General features: G+C 56.1%; 13 protein-coding genes. 3 read left to right on the forward strand and 10 right to left on the reverse strand.

What is annotated here, in order from left to right; all coding sequences use genetic code 11:
- Positions 1-234: 234 nt before the first annotated feature.
- Both FHS27_RS18840 and FHS27_RS18845 read left to right on the forward strand, forming a co-directional pair.
- The gene (locus tag FHS27_RS18840) at positions 235-3,207 is read left to right on the forward strand and encodes a PSD1 and planctomycete cytochrome C domain-containing protein (protein WP_184306428.1); all 2,973 of its coding nucleotides are present in this window, start codon (positions 235-237) and stop codon (positions 3,205-3,207) included.
- 9 nt (positions 3,208-3,216) lie between these two features.
- Positions 3,217-4,707, forward strand: a complete 1,491-nt coding sequence (locus tag FHS27_RS18845; protein ID WP_184306486.1) for a DUF1501 domain-containing protein — start codon at positions 3,217-3,219, stop codon at positions 4,705-4,707.
- A gap of 8 nt (positions 4,708-4,715) precedes the next feature.
- Here the strand turns inward: FHS27_RS18845 and FHS27_RS18850 are convergent, their stop codons facing one another.
- The 8 genes from FHS27_RS18850 to FHS27_RS18885 all read right to left on the reverse strand — a co-directional run bounded on the left by FHS27_RS18850 (position 4,716) and on the right by FHS27_RS18885 (position 12,888).
- Positions 4,716-5,531, reverse strand: coding sequence for an ATP-grasp domain-containing protein (locus FHS27_RS18850; RefSeq protein ID WP_184306429.1), 816 nt, complete (start codon positions 5,529-5,531; stop codon positions 4,716-4,718).
- Between the two features lie 140 nt (positions 5,532-5,671).
- The gene (locus tag FHS27_RS18855; protein ID WP_184306430.1) at positions 5,672-6,853 is read right to left on the reverse strand and encodes a glycoside hydrolase family 71/99-like protein; all 1,182 of its coding nucleotides are present in this window, start codon (positions 6,851-6,853) and stop codon (positions 5,672-5,674) included.
- Between the two features lie 251 nt (positions 6,854-7,104).
- On the reverse strand, positions 7,105-7,359 hold the full coding sequence (locus tag FHS27_RS18860; RefSeq protein WP_184306431.1) for a (2Fe-2S)-binding protein: 255 nt from the start codon (positions 7,357-7,359) through the stop codon (positions 7,105-7,107).
- A gap of 5 nt (positions 7,360-7,364) precedes the next feature.
- Complete coding sequence (locus tag FHS27_RS18865; protein WP_246420151.1) at positions 7,365-9,365, reverse strand: GntP family permease; 2,001 nt, start codon at positions 9,363-9,365, stop codon at positions 7,365-7,367.
- Between the two features lie 48 nt (positions 9,366-9,413).
- Positions 9,414-9,992: a class IV adenylate cyclase gene (gene cyaB / locus FHS27_RS18870; RefSeq protein WP_184306432.1), complete on the reverse strand. Its 579-nt coding sequence runs from the start codon at positions 9,990-9,992 to the stop codon at positions 9,414-9,416.
- 39 nt (positions 9,993-10,031) lie between these two features.
- On the reverse strand, positions 10,032-11,024 hold the full coding sequence (locus tag FHS27_RS18875; RefSeq protein ID WP_184306433.1) for a hypothetical protein: 993 nt from the start codon (positions 11,022-11,024) through the stop codon (positions 10,032-10,034).
- Entirely contained in the window at positions 11,021-12,154 is a 1,134-nt protein-coding gene (locus tag FHS27_RS18880; protein ID WP_184306434.1) for a thiamine phosphate synthase, read from the reverse strand. The genes FHS27_RS18875 and FHS27_RS18880 overlap by 4 nt, the downstream gene beginning before the upstream one ends.
- On the reverse strand, positions 12,151-12,888 hold the full coding sequence (locus FHS27_RS18885) for an apolipoprotein acyltransferase (protein WP_184306435.1): 738 nt from the start codon (positions 12,886-12,888) through the stop codon (positions 12,151-12,153). The genes FHS27_RS18880 and FHS27_RS18885 overlap by 4 nt, the downstream gene beginning before the upstream one ends.
- Before the next feature lie 818 nt (positions 12,889-13,706).
- Here FHS27_RS18885 and FHS27_RS18890 point away from each other — a divergent pair.
- Positions 13,707-14,147, forward strand: a complete 441-nt coding sequence (locus FHS27_RS18890; protein WP_184306436.1) for a thioredoxin family protein — start codon at positions 13,707-13,709, stop codon at positions 14,145-14,147.
- 379 nt (positions 14,148-14,526) lie between these two features.
- On the opposite strand, the gene FHS27_RS18895 is transcribed toward FHS27_RS18890, so the two are convergent.
- Together FHS27_RS18895 and FHS27_RS18900 are read right to left on the reverse strand one after the other, a co-directional pair.
- A complete protein-coding gene (locus FHS27_RS18895) occupies positions 14,527-15,645 on the reverse strand; it encodes a hypothetical protein (protein WP_184306437.1) in 1,119 nt (372 codons plus the stop codon).
- Positions 15,646-15,649: 4 nt separating this feature from the next.
- The gene (locus tag FHS27_RS18900; protein ID WP_184306438.1) at positions 15,650-17,137 is read right to left on the reverse strand and encodes a sulfatase family protein; all 1,488 of its coding nucleotides are present in this window, start codon (positions 17,135-17,137) and stop codon (positions 15,650-15,652) included.
- Positions 17,138-17,178: the final 41 nt, after the last annotated feature.

A 17,178-nucleotide genomic window follows, 5' to 3' on the forward strand; every position in this document is an offset into this window, starting at 1 on the left:
TTTTTTGCTAGATGGAGCATCCTGGCTTGACGTTCGAGACCCATAAAGCTTTGCGGATGTCGCCGGACGTCGGGCAACTGAAATTCAGCGAATCTTTCTTCTGGGAACGCACTCGCTCGAATTTGTGATACTCTCGACTGAGTACAGTGGTCCTCGAATACTCGCTAAAATGGATCGCGGCCGTGGAAGCCAATGCAGCACAAACACACACCTTAAAAGTTTGATCGATAGACAATGAAGCTTTTGATTCTTCACGCGAGCAACATGAAATGGCGGTTGGCCTGTGTCGGTTCCGCTGCGCTGATCGGATTGGGCGGTATTGGATTAGGCGGTATCGGTTTCGGCGGTGAGGTGGATGGAGACGAGGTTTCCTCGGTTCCTGAGATCGTCGATTTCAATGATCATGTCAGGCCGATCTTCAATGCGCACTGCACCGCGTGTCATGGCGGTGTGAAACAGGCGGGCGACGTTTCGTTTGTTTACAAGGAGCAGGTGCTCCCACCGAAAGGGTGGATCGTCGAACCGGGCGACCCAGACAGTTCCATCCTGATTGAACGAGTGCTCGAAACCGATCCGGATACGCGGATGCCGCCGCCCGACCACGGTCCCGCTTTATCGCAATCCGATATCGCAATATTGAGTCGTTGGGTCGAACAGGGAGCGGTTTGGGATGCGAGTCACTGGTCGTATGCGGCTCCGAAACCGCGTCCGATTCCCGAAGTTGCCGATTCCTCCTGGCCTCGCCTGTCATTGGATCGGTTCGTGTTGGCGAAAATGCTCGAGCACGATCTGACGCCGTCGGAGGATGCGACGGCTGAGCGTTGGTTGCGCCGCGTGAGTTTAGATCTCACCGGTCTGCCGCCGTCGCTTCAGCAACGCAGCGATTTTCTCGATGAGTATGAGCAAAATGCTGACGCCGCGCGAGAGAATGTCGTCGATCGATTGCTCGCCTCAGAAGCATTTGGTGAACGATGGGCGAGTGTTTGGCTGGACCAAATTCGCTACTCCGACTCGAAAGGGTTGGGGCTCGATGGTCGGCGTTCGGTTTGGAAGTACCGCGATTGGGTGATCGATTCTTTCAATGACGACCTCCCCTACGATCAATTTACGATCAAGCAAATCGCGGGCGACCTTCTTCCGAACCCGACGATGGAAGACTTGATCGCAACCGCGGCCCATCGCCTAACCCAATCAAACGAAGAGGGGGGCACCGACGATGAAGAGTTTCGCGTCGCGGCGGTGCTCGATCGCGTGAGCACGACATGGCAGACATGGATGGGTGTCACCTTTGGGTGTGTGCAATGCCACAGTCATCCTTATGACCCGTTTCGACACGAAGAGTTCTATCAATTTGCGGCGTTCTTCAATAACACCTCGGACACCGATCTCGATGAAGATTGGCCGACGATCGACGCACCGATTGATTGTTCCGACTACGCACGTGCCGAAGAGCTGGACCATCAGATTCGAGAACTTCGTGGTCAGATTTGGAACTCGGAGTTTGACCAGTTGAAGCGTGCGGATAGATGGCAACCGCTCACCGACATGACGGCGAAGACGAACAAGGCGACGCAGATGGACGTCGAACGCGTCGACGATCACGATGAGTTCTTCACCGTCGATACCGTCAGTCGCAACACAGACATTACACTCGAGGCACCCTTGCCTGCGTCGCTGGTACAACTGACCGCGATCCGGTTGACCGCGAAACCGCTCGACCCGCAATCGGCATTGGATGATTCCGAGTGGGGATTTGTTCTGGCTTCCTTCGAGGTCGAGTTGGTTGGTAACGAGGGAACCAAGACCACGCCGTTGTCATTTCGTCGTGTGATTAGCGACGAGATGGATCCGATTTACGATTCGAATGCGAGTTTGGATCCAAAGTCATCGCATGGCTTTGCCGCGTACACGCGCATCAACCATCCACGCGAAGCCGCTTTCCTACTCGAAGCGCCTGTTGAGGTGCCCGCGAACGCGCGGCTCCGTGTGACACTGAAACACCGCAAATTCATTCTCGCTGCGTTTTCGCTGGTGACTCGACGTGGGCATTTGGCCGTCAGTGATAACGATGCGTTTGTGGATCTTGTGAATGATGATTCGATTTCGGCCATGCGGAAATCGCTCGCGGAACTCGAAAAGAAGCGATCGGGAATTCGATCCGTACGAATTCCCGTGATGCAGGAGCGTCCCTCTCACCTGCGTCGCCCGAGCCACCTGTTCGAACGTGGACTTTTTTTGACGAAGGGACAGGAAGTCACACCGGGCACGCCCGCGTCGCTGCCCCCGCTCGCATTCGATGAGTCATCGGGGGATTCGGACGTGCCGAACCGTTTGACGATGGCGAATTGGTTGGTCAGCCCCGAGAACCCGTTAACCGCACGTGTGGCCGTGAACCGAGTTTGGGCTCAATTGTTTGGAACCGGAATCGTTGCCAGTGAAGAAGATTTTGGTTCGTCGGGTGAACTACCAACGCATCCTGAACTGCTGGACTTTCTCGCCCTGCGTTTTCAAAACGAACAGGCATGGAGCATGAAGTCGATGATTCGCGAAATCGTGCTGTCACGCACCTATGCTCAGTCCTCCATGTTGAGCGAAGAGAGCTATCGACGCGATCCGCAGAACCAATGGCTCTCGCGAGGTCCACGGCATCGGTTGTCCTCGGAAGTGGTCCGCGACCAAGCACTCTCGTTGTCGGGATTACTCAGCCGGGAAATGCATGGCGAACCGGTGCATCCACCGATCCCCGATGGCGTTTGGAAACCGTTTCATGGTGGCGACAAATGGAACGTGGCCAAACGGGGTGACGATAGCCGCTACCGTCGCTCGATTTACACTTACATGAAACGCAGCATCCCCTATCCGATGTTCGCGGCATTCGACGCACCGTCTCGCGAATTTTGTGCACCGCGTCGGTTGCGTTCGAACACGCCGTTGCAGGCGTTGATGATGTTGAACGATGAGACGTTTGTGGAGTGCGCCGTCGCGCTCGCTGATCGCATGCGGTCGATCGGAGAGGATCGACGCGAACAAATGCGTCATGGATTCCTGATCGTGACGTGCCGCGAACCGTCCGATGCGGATCTCGCAGACCTGCAAGATTTGCTCGAGTCGCAACCGGGCGTCGTGGACAAAGGGGATGAATCTGCCGACCCGTTGGTCGCAGTCGCAGCGGTGTTACTAAACCTCGACGAAGTCGTGATGAAATAGGAAGACATGATGAGTAACAGGAATCTTTACGCCGAAACTCAATTGACGGCACTCCAACAGCAAACTCGTCGGCACTTTCTCAAAGGGTGCACGACAGGCATGGGGGCGATGTGGTTGGCGATGCAGAATGGCGCTGATGCAAGCACGGTGAAACATCACCCTCTCCATGATGCGCAGAATCCGTTGAGTGCGATCGCGCCGCCGCTGCCCGCCAAGGCGAAACGGGTGATCTATTTGCACATGATCGGTGCGCCCAGCCAACTCGAACTATTCGATTACAAGCCTGATTTGAAGCGGTTGGACGGGAAGGATTGCCCTCAATCCTTTTTGGAGGGCAAGCGTTTTGCGTTCATCCAAGGCACGCCGAAAATGCTCGGTCCGCAGTACCCGTTCCAACAGCACGGCGAAAGCGGCAGTTGGGTATCGGATCGCTTCCCACATTTCGCAAAGCACGTCGATGACGTTTGTTTCATCAAAACGATGCAAACCGACCAATTCAATCATGGGCCGGCTCAGTTGATGGTTCACACCGGTCAAGCACGCATGGGGTATCCGTCGATCGGATCGTGGACGACGTGGGGACTGGGAACCGAAAACGAAAACCTGCCTGGATTTATCGTCTTGTTGTCTGGCGGTCGGCAGCCACGTGTCGGCAAGGCGTTATGGAGCGGCGGTTTCTTGCCATCGGTTTATCAAGGCGTCCAATGTCGTTCGCAAGGTGACCCCGTGCTCGACATTTCCAACCCAGCGGGCGTAACGAGCGACCGCCGCCGCGCGATGCTCGACACACTCAGCCGCTTAAATCAACGAAACTATGAGACGTTCGGCGATCCAGAAACGTTGACCCGAATCGCACAGTATGAGATGGCGTTTCGGATGCAATCGGCAGTTCCCGACGCGATGGATATCACCGACGAACCGAAGCACGTTCACGAAGCCTACGGTACCCAACCGGGCAAGGAATCGTTCGCGAATAATTGCCTGTTGGCTCGGAGGTTGGCTGAACGCGATGTGCGATACATTCAATTGTTCGATTGGGGATGGGACTCACATGGTGCCGACAAAGGCGAGGCTCTTAACGCGGGCTTTAAGAACAAGTGCGATCAAGTCGATCGTCCGATCGCCGCTTTGTTGAGCGATCTCAAACAGCGAGGGTTGCTCGATGACACGCTCGTGATCTGGAGTGGTGAATTCGGTAGAACACCGATGCGTGAAAATCGTGGCGGTGGTGAAATGAAGTACATCGGTCGCGATCACAATCCAGGCGCTTTCACGCTATGGATGGCGGGCGGGGGAGTGAAACCAGGGTTCAGCTACGGTGAAACTGATGCCGTTGGCTATTCCGCGGAAGTCAATCCGGTGCACTTGCGAGACTTTCACGCGACGATGTTGCACTTATGCGGATTTGATCACAATCGTCTGAGCTATCCGTTTCAAGGGCTCGACCAGAAACTAACGGGCGTGCAGCCGGCGCGAGTGATTCACGAAGTCCTGGCATAGTCGCGGAGCTAAAATGACGCGATGGCTTCCTCGTATGCTTGCAGTGCCTCGTTGATAAACAGCGTCATGGTTGCACCAAATCGCGGGTTGATTTCCATCAATTTTGGTTTGCCATCGATGATTTTGTAATCAAGGCAACAAATGCCTTCGTAGTTTAGCGAACGCAACATTAATTCGAAGATTTCGATAAACGGAGTTCGCTCAAACGTCTCCCGCCGTGACGCGAAGCATTGGCTCCCCTTCACATATAGGCCTGGCGGGAAGAAGTATTTGACGGTTCGCGAGAACACGATCCGTCCGTGTGCCATGATGGCGTGCGTCGCGTATTCTTCGGTACCAGGAAGGTGTTCCTGGGTCATGTGGGTATCTGCCGCTAGGTCCGACGCGTGCTCTTCTTCATCGGACGGACTGGCAATGATGTTTGTGCCTTTTCCGAACGCGGAGTGCCGACGTTTCAGCATGTAGGGATAATCGAACGTTTGGTTGTAGGCGGGCAAATGTTCACCGAACCCGTACTCGTTGAGACGTTGCATTAACGTCAGTTTGTCCTTGCATAGTTCGATTACGTCGGTGGTCGGAACCAACGCGGAGACACCATGCAAATGGCGATGGTGCCGATTGAACTCCATCGAATCGTGTACCGTCAGCGGAAAGAGCACGCTGTAACGATTGACGTTGACGGATGCGAAGTCGTAGCAAAACGGGACGTAGCCAATCAACGACTCCCCGATCAGTTGATTCCAATCGTCTTTACGTGAAAACAGTACCGAAGTCTTGCGTTGAAGTCGGCTTTGGGTCAGTCGTATCGTGTCAGTCCATTTCATCGGCGAACGATAACAAGGCAATCGACGAATTGGAATATCGAGAGTGCCACGCTCTAGAAATGTCCGAGCTAAGGCGAACGTGTGAACCGAAAACGAACCTTAGCGTTGGACGCGTACTCACTACTTCCCGCCAAGTGCGGCTATTGTGCGAGTGCTTTGCGAGCGTTTTCGAATTCTCCGTTACCGATCATCACCGCGACCGCGTCCCATCGTTGAACGTCTTTCTGACTGGATGCTTTTCGTCGCTGCAGCAATAACTGCCACGGTAACCGCAAATCTTCGGCGCCGGCGTTCAGTTTCAGTTCTGATCGACGACGCCGCAAATTTTGTAGGGCTTCCAAGTCGCGATAGCCAAACTCGACGCTCGGTTCGATGCAAGTTCCTTCGCCCCAATCGTTCCACGTGACCAATTGAATGATCCGTGTCCCGGATGCGAACGCATGACGCATCGTTGTCAGGAACGTCTTCCCATCGTTGTCGCCGATTCGCACGTAACCGTCATTCACGTTTGCTTTCGCATACACGTCGACAAAACGAGGATAGACAGCGGGAATGGAATCGGGCCAGCGAAGCGATGCTCGGTCAAAATGTTCGCTCCGAAGTAGTCCTTCGTCCGGGATCGGCCAATCGAATGCACCCGTGGCGCCGTCGCGGCGTGTGTGTTCACTGAAATACGCCAGTGGCGTGCGGGTGTGTTTTAGGAGCGATGTCCATTGCGGACCACTCAGCCCCGTGTTGCCGAAGGAGAGCAGGACGGGTTTGCCGTCCAAGCGAACGTATCCCGGACGCATGAACCAATTTTCCGCGAGCCAGTCGATCTCGGTTGCGACGTGTTGTTCGATTTGGTCTGCCGAGATGCGTCCCTCTTTGACCAGTGGCGTCACAGTTTGGTCTTCATAACAAATTGCGAACTGCATCTCCATTCGTTCGACCGCATCGATCAGTCGCTGTGTGTTGCGATGCAGAACGGCGTAGTCCGACAGGTCCGTCAGCCCGTACCAGTCGACGATGACGCCATCGATGCCGCACAATTTCATCAGCAAGAGATGGTATTCGAGAATTGAGGGATCGGACGAATCGTACGCACCCGCGAGCGGATAGTGATGGGAGGCGACGTCACGGCGTCCGTCGTTAATCGTTTCCGGATCAAATCGGTTCATCGTCCAGTGCCACCCCCATTGGGGACTGACGGGTTTGGCGACGTACCAGGGCATGTAGTGTGCCAGGACCAGCGGTCTGTCGCGGCACTCGAGAGGTTCATCAGCAGGGGCGTTCATGTGGAATGAAAGGAACGCGATCAGTACAAGGGCAATCGTTCGCATGGGGATTTATTCGTCGGTGCTGAATGGGAGTTTGGGCCGTCGCGGATGTCGTTAGGCTGTCTAGGAGATGATGAGGTTTGCTGGCGTTGCTGCCGCGTGTTTGGTTTTCGACTCGCCGGTAGGTATCCCGAAGGGATTGAAGATAATAGCCGGAGGTCGCGCAGCGCACCTACGGATATCCCGGCTAATCTATCGAACGCCTTCGGCGTGCGCAAAAGTGTGCTCAACCGCCCCCGTCCAAGCCCTCACTACTAACGTTTGTTCTCTTGCTCGCGATATTGGGCTCGCTTGCTTGCGTAGGCGTCGATGTCGGGCAATGTCTCTGTTTCAGGGCGTTCGGATTCGAGCAAACGTGTGAGGAAGGGACGACACCAACCGCATCCCGTGCCCGCACCGTAGCACTCAGATAACTGGCTCGCTTTCTGCGGTCGATGCACGCGGATGTACTGGATGACTTTCCGACGCGTGACGTGGAAACACAAGCACAGATCATCGTCGTCGGTCATGCTCGTTAACCCGCGATTGGCAAAATTTGGCTGAGAATGATCGTCGTGATCAGTCCTCCGACGGACAACGTCGCGAGCAACGGCGTCCATGTTTTGAGGGCCTCTGCTTCGGTCAGCCCGCCCATTTTGGCGAACACCCAAAACCCGCTGTCGTTCATCCAACTGCCCATCAACGAACCGCTGCCGACGGCGGTCGCAACGTACACCATGTTGAACGGTGGTTCTTCGCCGCCCATGATCGCAGCGATCATACCCGCGCCAACAATCATCGCGACCGTGCTGCTGCCTTGAGCGACTTTCAAGACCGCGGCGACAGCCCAAGCGAGCAATAGGATCGCGATACCCGATGCACTCTGGCCACTGAAGTATTGTTGAATCGTTTCGCCGATACCCGTTTGGCTGAGCATGGCACCGAACGCGCCACCGGCGGCCGTGATCAGGATAATCACCCCACCGCTCATCAACGATTCTTCGACATCCACGTTGAGTTCACGCCATGACAAGGAGCGAACGATTTTGAACGTCAACATCGCAGCCAAAGCGGCGAGCAGCAACGCGAAGTTCGGATTACTCCACAGGCCCAACGAGTTTGCGGTCTTCCTCATCGGCGATTCCCAACGCTGCGCCGCGATCAGTTCGGGATAGGCTGCGTCGAGCAACGCTCGGTTCATGCGGCGCCGATCGACGGGCTTCATCCGAACTTGATCGGCCTTCATCAATTGGGCGGTCACGTCCGGCATGGCGACGTCCGCGAATGCCTCTTGGCTGTAGTATTCGGGATCCAACAACGCTTCGTTAATGACCGCAACCACGGCTTCTTTCTCGCCATCGTTCTTTGCAGCGTTCGTCAGTCGCGAGCGTTGTTTCTCGTTCAGCAATTCGCTCGATAGGATTCGGCCGGCGGGGGATTTTTCGGTCGCCGATGCGAATCGTTGTGCGAGCAGATCGAAATCCTCAATGTCCGTGGTCAGCACCGAGGCTCGGTCCTCACGATCGGCGAGCGTTGTCGCCAACGTGCCAGCACCGATCAACACGACGGGCAAAATCACGGGCAGCAATGATGCGAACAGCCCAGGCAGTTTCGATTCTTCGAGAGGTTGGTGGCGGTCATCGTTTGCACCGAGCGGACGCATCGGGATCGGAGACTTTTTGTCCGAGTAGATCGAAAACAGAAGTCCGATGATCGCGGAGGGAATCGCGACGGCCGCCCCGATGATCATCATCATGCCGATGTCCACATGCAAAATCGCGGCCACGAGAAGCGGCCCCGGCGTGGGTGGCACGAGTGTGTGAGTGATGCAGCCACCGGTCGCGATCGCCATCAAATATCGCAGGTAGTTCTTTCCCGTCCGCCGGTGAAGGCTGCGAGCCAACGGAACGAGGAGATAGAAAACCGTGTCGAAGAAGACCGGGATGGCCAAGATGAAACCGCTAATCATCAGACCCAGCGACGCTTTCTTTTCGCCCGTCATTTCAACCGCGGTGCGAACGATTCGGTCGGCCGAACCGCTGTCGAGCATGCATTTGCCAATGATCGCCGCCATTGCGATCACGATCCCAACGCCCGCAGCCGAATTGCCGAACGCCGAAACGACCGCGCCCATTCGTTCGCCCATCCCGGCGCCGGTGTCAAAGCCCACCAGGATACTGACCAGGATCGCGGAGAGGATAAGCGCCAAGAACGCGTTTAGTTTGAGGCCTATGATCAACGTCAAGACGGAGATGATTCCGATCAAGACGAATACCGCGGGCCACCAGTCGATCGGTGTATCAGCGAGGGCCGGCGTGACATCACCAAACACAATGAAGTCTATTGACGAAACCGATGCATTCATCAACGCCGATGACTGTTCCGATGTCGACTGTTCCGCCGCGATCGCCGATTGGATCGGCACGGACGCGAACGCGCCAAACAGAACCAATAACAATCCGAATCGTGCGAGAAAGGGGGCGGGGAACGGCATCGTGCTTTGGGCTACCTTAGGAAACGGTTGGGGCCATCCCATGCGTCTTGATGCATCGCGGGCGGCATTTGAGCCGCTATCTTAGCACAGTCACCGTTCTAATTGCATTCGCAGATAACTTCGTGATTCCGGATCGGTCAAACCGAGCTTTCGTGCCAAACCGGAGACGCGTGCTCTCGCCGTTTCGATCTCGCTATCGTCGGGTGTCGCCGTTGGAAGGACGCATTCGATCTCGGCAAAGAGGCCCGGATCGCCATCGTGCCGGAGTGATTCGACGGAGTCGATCGTGATCGTCATCGCGGTCTCGGCAGATCCGAGTCGATAGGTCTCGCGACGTTTCGTCACCGTCGCGACTTCACGGAATCCCAAGACGGTCAAAAGGCGTTCCATGTGCGTGCCATCGGTGTCACCGGGATCGAGTCGCCACTCGAGTTCCTCACGAGCTTTCACGAGACCGGGCCGCCGGGTGCCTTTGTAAGTCACCATCGGAATGTCATCCTCTCGGCGAACCCGCAATGCCTCGCCCGTTTCGACAAAGTCACGACAGGGGTGATTGTAGTAGGTGTCCCTGTTTTCATTTTCTGAAACAAACACTGCGTCTTCCGCCGCCAATCGCTCGGTGAGTTCTTTCCGATCGCTGACGCGGTACTTCTGTTCGATTTCAAACACGCACGTGTTCCTCGAGATAAATTGAAACGGGGCAACGGTTCATTGCGTCGGTGTCTCGGTCGACAACGGATGCAGCAACGCGGGGCTGCCTTCCGTCGTAACCCAAACGCGCGAGCCGGAATCTACCGCGATGGCTTCGACCTGTCTGAGTCGTGGCATTTCGACCGCCCGAGGGACTCCACCGAGTTGTTCCTGCAAACTGGAATGGCGTCCACGTTCAAAGCAGAAGGCCTGGAAATAGCTCGCGATCCAAACATCACCGCTCCTGGCGTCCCGGTCGGCCCCGGTTGCCATCGGCAATGCGAGCGTGGCGATCTGGGACGCGGTAACGCGATGAGGTCCCAGGCCGCTCTTTCGCGGCGAGTTGTTTTTCCTCAGTGCATGACGTTTTGCCGCATCCGCGGACGTCCAACTCGAATCGGAAACGGTGAATACGGCCGCGATCGGCAGTCGTCCTTTGGCGAGCAATACAGTGCAGTTTTCGTCCGGGTCGTACCAAACGGCTTCGCAATCGACTGCACCGTTTGGGAATCGAACCTGCAGCGACTCGTAGTCCGCTAGATCGAGGCGTGTTTGGGCGTGAGGGTCCGGTTCGGCGAAACGATAAAGAGTGATGTGTTCACGAACCGCGTTGTTGTCGCCGCAATCGGCAACGATCAATTTGGCAGGTGCGTCCGTCGATGCCGGGACACCGGTCATCGCTTCCCAGTCGACTGATTTTGCGGACGTCAGCTCGCAGGTTCCCGTCAACCGCCCGCTACGAGTGTCAAAACAGAACAATCGTGCGCGGTCGCCCGAGTCGTTGTGCGTCCAAACGCAGGCGGGATCGCTCATCGAAAACGACAAACCGCTGCTTTCAGTTAGACCGGGTGCACCCGTGAGAGTCACGAAATTGGATTTCGAATCGTCCGCGACCGCGAAAGCAAACAACGCCAAACAGGAAACCGCAACGACCCGGATCACGATCATTCGAACGGGATAGCGAGTCAGGAAGGAATCGGATGCCGACGGTTCTGACGCAAGGCGTTTCATCGGGTTGTTGCTCGCTCGAACGGTTCGTCGTGAAGCACAGTTTCGAGCGACCGACGTAACGTCGCCGCGTTGTCGGATAAATCATCGCCCGCGAGCGCGCCGGTCACCGCCACGCGGCCGAATCCCGCCTCAACGACATCGCGAATGTTTGATGGTCCGATGCCTCCGATGGCAAACGCCGGACGGGTAAGGCATCGATCTTCGGCCAAAGCGATCATGTCGGACACTTCTAGCAAAAAGGGACAACCAGGAAAGTGATCGAACTGTTTTGTTTGGCCTGGGAACACAGGGCCGCAACCGATGTAGTCGGCGGTTGACGCAAACGCGTTATGAACTTGATCGACGTCGTGTGTTGACAACCCAATGATTGCTTGAGGGCCAACGATCCGGCGGACTTGATCCACGGGGAGTTCTTCCTGACCGACGTGCACGCCATCGGCCATCGACGCGGCGGCAATATCGGCGCGGTCATTGATGATCCACAGCACACCGTGGCGCCGCGCGGCCGCCGTTCCAGCAACGGCGCGTTGATACAACGTCCGGTCGTCCATGTTGCGATCTCGCAATTGAACGATATCCACTCCGGCATCGGCGAGAGACGCAATCCGTTGGACCATTGCCTCTTCGCTGCTGCCGCAGTCGATCAGAGCGTACAGCCGAGCATCGTTCAGGCGTGCGAGTCGACCGTTGCCCGCGATGCAGATTTGCTCGAGGTCCGCAAACACGTCGTAGCATCGATAACGAATCCGCTCGATCTGAGACGCGAATCCTGCGTCGATTGTTTTGCCGTATTCTTCCAAACAACGCAGCGCCTGCTGAGTGCGACCGGTGGCCGCGGCGACGATGCTGTTGATGTCCGGACGGGTTTGCTCGCCCGGCGTCGTCGCGGTCGTGCCCACGTCACCGCTCGTGTCGCGTGCACGCAGGAGATTTATTCGCGGAATCCGTGCCATCGCTTCGGTCAAGTCGTGCCGGAGACGTTTCAGTTGAGCTGTCAACGAATGAGCCGACAGCACGAACCTCGCGGACTCCTCCATTGTTCGCAATCCTTCGGCTGCCCGATTCGCGTTAGCATCGAGAATACGCATGCTCGCGTTTGGGAATTCAATGGGCGACGGTTCGGTCTTCATCGGCGTGGCATGTAGAGGTCGATTTGCGTCTCTTGGAACACTCGCCATTTGACGCCATGACGCCACAAACGGAAATACGGCTCGAACGGATCTTCGGAGGCAATGTGTTTGCGATACAGCGGCCACATCAAATAATCACGAAGCATCGCGTCGCAGTTCACAAAATAGAACGGATTGCGAAGGGCCGTGGCGATCGCATGATCGGGCGCGGCCGCTCCCACCCAACTGGGAATGGTTTCGGCGAGCAGAACGAGCAGTTCCGTTTTCTCTTCGGCGAGTTTGGGATGTTTCGGCGGGATGCCTTCGAGGACTCGAATCCGCTCGATCGCGGATAGTTTTTCCGTGGCCTCGGTATGCCCGAGTGAGTCGCCGAGCCGTCTCATCTGGTCGATCCATTCTTCCCCGGCGGTTTGAACGTCCTCGGGAGCGACTACGGCAGGTTTGCGGACGACAAAGAACGCGTCCCGCCCACCGGTTGGTCGCCGATCGTCCCCGGCAACTTCGAAAAGGATCTCGAGCCGTTCGTGCACGTCGTCGCCGCCGACCACGCCGCTGAAGACTCCCGCGAGCCCCCGGCCGTCAGGACGAAACGATTGGAAGTACCCGATCAAATCATCGGTCCCTTGGACCTCGTCGACTGATTTGCCAACGCTCTCCCCCATTCGCCGCAATACCTCCTGATGATCGTCGCTGAGTTCGTCAAACGCGGGCTTCTCGTGCGGTAATTCGGTCATGAACGAAATCGGATACGTGAAAACAGTAGTGTGAATGAAATGACAGAGGTCGCCGTCGCGGCCGGCCGGGGCTGCCTTTTAGCAGCAGAAAGCGTGATGCATTAACCGCAGGAACGACAGCCCAGGTGACAGCGAATCGGGGGTGAATCATCCGGCCGGTTCTGACCCGCACGTGAATGCGTTATTAGCGGATCTGGCTGAGCTAACCCGCACGATTAATCGAAGATTAAGTTTATCAAAACAGTCGCAAAGACCCCCGTTTGCCTATCTCGCCGTCGGTGTGGGGGGGATAGGCAAAGTAGCAAAGTGGGAATCTGCCCCGCAACGAGGCATTAAACGTCGCCGCACGGCCCTAGTCGACGGATTCGAAAAAACGCTTTCGAACTGCTTGCACGTCACCATAGCACTCCTACAATCCTCGCCAGCCTGTTTCAACAGCACGAACAAGACAGTTTAACCAGATCCCGCATTCAGGAAGGTTCGCTCGTCTTGCCTGCTTCGTTTCTCAGGCCAAGGTCATTTCCTACGTTTGCGTGGAGTACGCAGACGGGAGCCGACTTTCTGGAAGCCATAATGTTGCCCCGCACGTCGGAATCTCGGAACGGAGTTTTCCAGCAATCCGGTTGGTGAGGCATTACATCTTGTCCCGACAGTTACTTTTCTCGTTTTGTACTGAGTTCGCTTTTTCACACGGTTGTGCGAGTCGGTAACGGCAGACACGAGCGGTGAGATTCATCCGGCGTATGATTCGCCTGACTCAATCGACGGCATGGTGCCGCCACTGTCCTGACAAGTTAACTTGCACTAGGAAGCATGGAATGTTGTCACTGTTCTTTGGTCTTACACTTGTTTTCGTAACCACCGGCGTTGCCACGGCAGAGCCATCGCGAGAAAATATCACTCACACGAGTGACCAGAACTACACTTTGGCGTACAAGAAATCAGTCGAACAAGACAAACCCCTGATGGTCGTGATCGGTGCACCTTATTGCCCGGCATGCCAAGTTCTCAAACAAACCACGATCGCCAACATGAGCCGATCGGGTGAACTCGACAACGTCAGCCTGGCGGTCGTCGACCGTGACGCAGAACCCGAGTTGGCCAAACAGTTGATGGCCGACGAAAAGATGATTCCGCAAATCATCGTTTATAGCAAATCGTCAGACGGTCACTGGAAACGTCGCCGTTTGATGGGCTACCAGCCCGTTCAACCAGTGCGAACGTTGTTGCAAAAGGTTCGCGATCTGGGACGTGGCTAACAACGCCCGGATCCACAAGAACAACTAATCACCGGTCTCAGTCGATCGACAAACGGGATCGGAATACAAACGCGTCTCGTGAATGAACGTGTTTGCGAGAATTCAATCAAGAAAGCCCGCTCGGCCACCGGCCATGCGGGCTTTTTTTGTGCGCCGCATTCACCGCGCCGGACGTTAGCTAAGGAAGTTTTGGTTGTCGCCGCACGTTTCGTTGGTCGCCGCGAGTTTCGGTTGTCGCTTCGTCGGCATAGGGTGGCCGAGGTTTTGGCCAAAGTTTCGGTAGACGCATTGGTAGACGTTTTGGCAAATGTAGACCGACCAACTCTGTGTCGTTTTTCGACGATCGTTCTCCGTGTAGAAAACAAATGGCCTGGGCGACTTACCGGGAATTCGATCCGGCTTTCGCACCGACCTGTGCCGCGATCACGCGGTAGCCGGTTTCGTTGAGGTGGCCGCTTCCGATTCGGCCGTTGTTGAATCCGTGTGGAAAATGTCCCTGCGCCGCTGCCCCCCAAAGTCCGTCCCGGCAATCGATGACTGTGATCCCCTGCTCAGCCAGTGCAGCCTCGAGCATTCGAAATTGCGAATCGTGGGCATCCGAACGAATGATTCGATCGCCCATCACAACAGGAATCTGTGGTGCGTAGATCATCGTGATCGGATTCGTGGTCGCATCGGCCAAACGCCGAGCAATCACGCTCGCCGGAAACGCCTCCGGTGGCTGGTTCGGATCAACCGTGGCGGACGTCTGAGTCGACTGAGTCACTGCCGTGGACGCCACCGGTCCGGGCCGGAATCGAAGCGTTCGAATTTGGCTGGTATCACCATCGAAGATCAGCCCCCGCGCCGCGTGGACGACGAAATCAGGAACCAAGTCCAACCATTGCGGCACAGCGTTGACCGAAAGGGATTCGACCGGGACATCGATATCTGTTCTGCCAGGTATGGCCGCCTCGGCGAGCGCGTTCGAGTCCGCGTTCGATTGCGATTCTGCCAGCGACTCCAGATCCTCGAGTTCGCAGATCAGCACAAAATGCTCCGTCACGCCGAGCTGTTTTTCGACTCGCGCGAAACGGCTCGTCCAGTCCAACGCGTCCTCGCCACTGCGGGCCATCGGCAGAACCGCGAACGAAGCGTTTTTCGAACCAGCGATTTCGCTTTCGAGTTGGCTCCACAACTTGTCCGAATCCGCGACGCAAACGCCTTCCGCCTGCGAGTCGCCCCACAATGCGATCACTCGCTCGGTGGTGGACGGTGGCAGGTTGGTGCGGCCCGGCATGCCGTGCACACCGATCGTGGTCGTCGCGTATCCTTCGCTCCGCCAACGGTATTGGGTGGAGGCGGGATACACCCAGTCGTGACATACCGGGTCGAAAACGCGCGAGTGATAACTACGCACGAACCAGGGTGACGTGCCCCAAACGAGCAGCGTGCCGGCGGCGAGCCCGAAGGCCCACCGTGTCAGGTAATCGCGAGTTTGGAGCGGGGACACGTTCACGCGTTCAATCTTCGTCAGGAACGTCGTACTGGTCTCGCAGGCTAGCGAGCTCCTTCTTAAGCGATTCAATGCGTGAAGCGTACTCGGGATTGCCGGCCAAGTTCTTCATTTCGCTGGGGTCGGTTTCCAAATCGAACAGCTCCCATTCTTCGTTGTTAGGGACATTTCGGCCGTAGTATCGGATCAGTTTCCAACGACCGTCAAAGACACCCTCGTGACGACGAACGCTGTGCACGGCAGGGTATTCGTAGTAATGATAATACAGCGAGTCACGCCAATCATCCGGTGTGTTGCCCTCGAGCAACGGCACGAGGCTATTGCCTTGCATTTCCTCCGGAATCGGTGCGTCGGCGAGATCCAAGAACGTTTCGGCAAAGTCGATGTTTTGGACGAGGTCGGTGTTCACCGAACCGGGTTTGATCTTACCGGGCCAACGCGCGATCAAAGGTGTTCGGAACGACTCTTCATACATAAACCGTTTATCAAACCAACCGTGCTCGCCCATGTAGAACCCTTGGTCGGAGCTGTACATCACGATCGTGTTGTCGGTCAGACCTTGTTCTTCCAACGAATCGAGGATCTTGCCGATACTTTCGTCGACTGACCATGTGCAACGCAGGTAATCCTTTAAGTACGTTTGGTACTTCCATTTGATCAAATCAATTCCGGTCGGCTTGTTTTCGGCAAACCATTTTTGACGATCCGCATATTGAGGATCGTTGGCGAATCGGCTCGCCAGTTTGAGATCGCTCTCGAGGTTCATGTGGCGGTTGATTTCCATTTCCTGTCCCGCCGCCGCGACGCCGCGTGTTTCATACGTGTCGAACAAATTGTCAGGTTCAGGAATCTCGATGTCTTCGTATCGGCTCATCTCGCGTTTCGCCGGTTGCCAGTTCCGGTGTGGCGCCTTGTGGTGCACCATCAACATGAATGGTTTTTCCTCGTCGCGTCCGTTCTCAAGCCAATTGATCGCACGCTCGGTGATCACGTCGGTAACGTATTCGCCTTCGTAGCGTGTCTTGCCTTCCTCAGTAATGAACTCAGGGCTGTAGTATTTGCCTTGGCCGGGCAGCACTTCCCAGTAGTCGAAACCTTGCATCTTCCCGCTCAAGTGGATCTTACCGACCATGACGGTTTGAAATCCGTTGGCTTGCAGGATCTTTTGGAACTGTTGCTGGTCGTGATTGAAGGGGCCGATGTTGTCAATCTTGCCATTGAGATGGCTGTGCAATCCGGTCAACAATGTCGCTCGACTCGGAGCACAGATCGAGTTGCCGACATAAGCACGATCGAATCGCATTCCCTCGGCCGCGAGCCGGTCGATGTTGGGTGAGGGGTTAAGCGATTGCAACCGACCGCCGTAGGCACCAATCGTTTGGTAGGAGTGATCGTCTGAAAAAATCCAGACAATATTGGGACGTTCGTCGGCAACGACGCGTCCGGGGGCCATGATGCAGGTGGCAGCTGCGAACAGCAGGATCCATTTCGACATTCTTGCTCTCTCACATTCGTGGTGGTTGTCGGTGTCATTGT

The organism is Aporhodopirellula rubra (assembly GCF_014192335.1).
Lineage (GTDB): Bacteria > Planctomycetota > Planctomycetia > Pirellulales > Pirellulaceae > Rhodopirellula > Rhodopirellula rubra.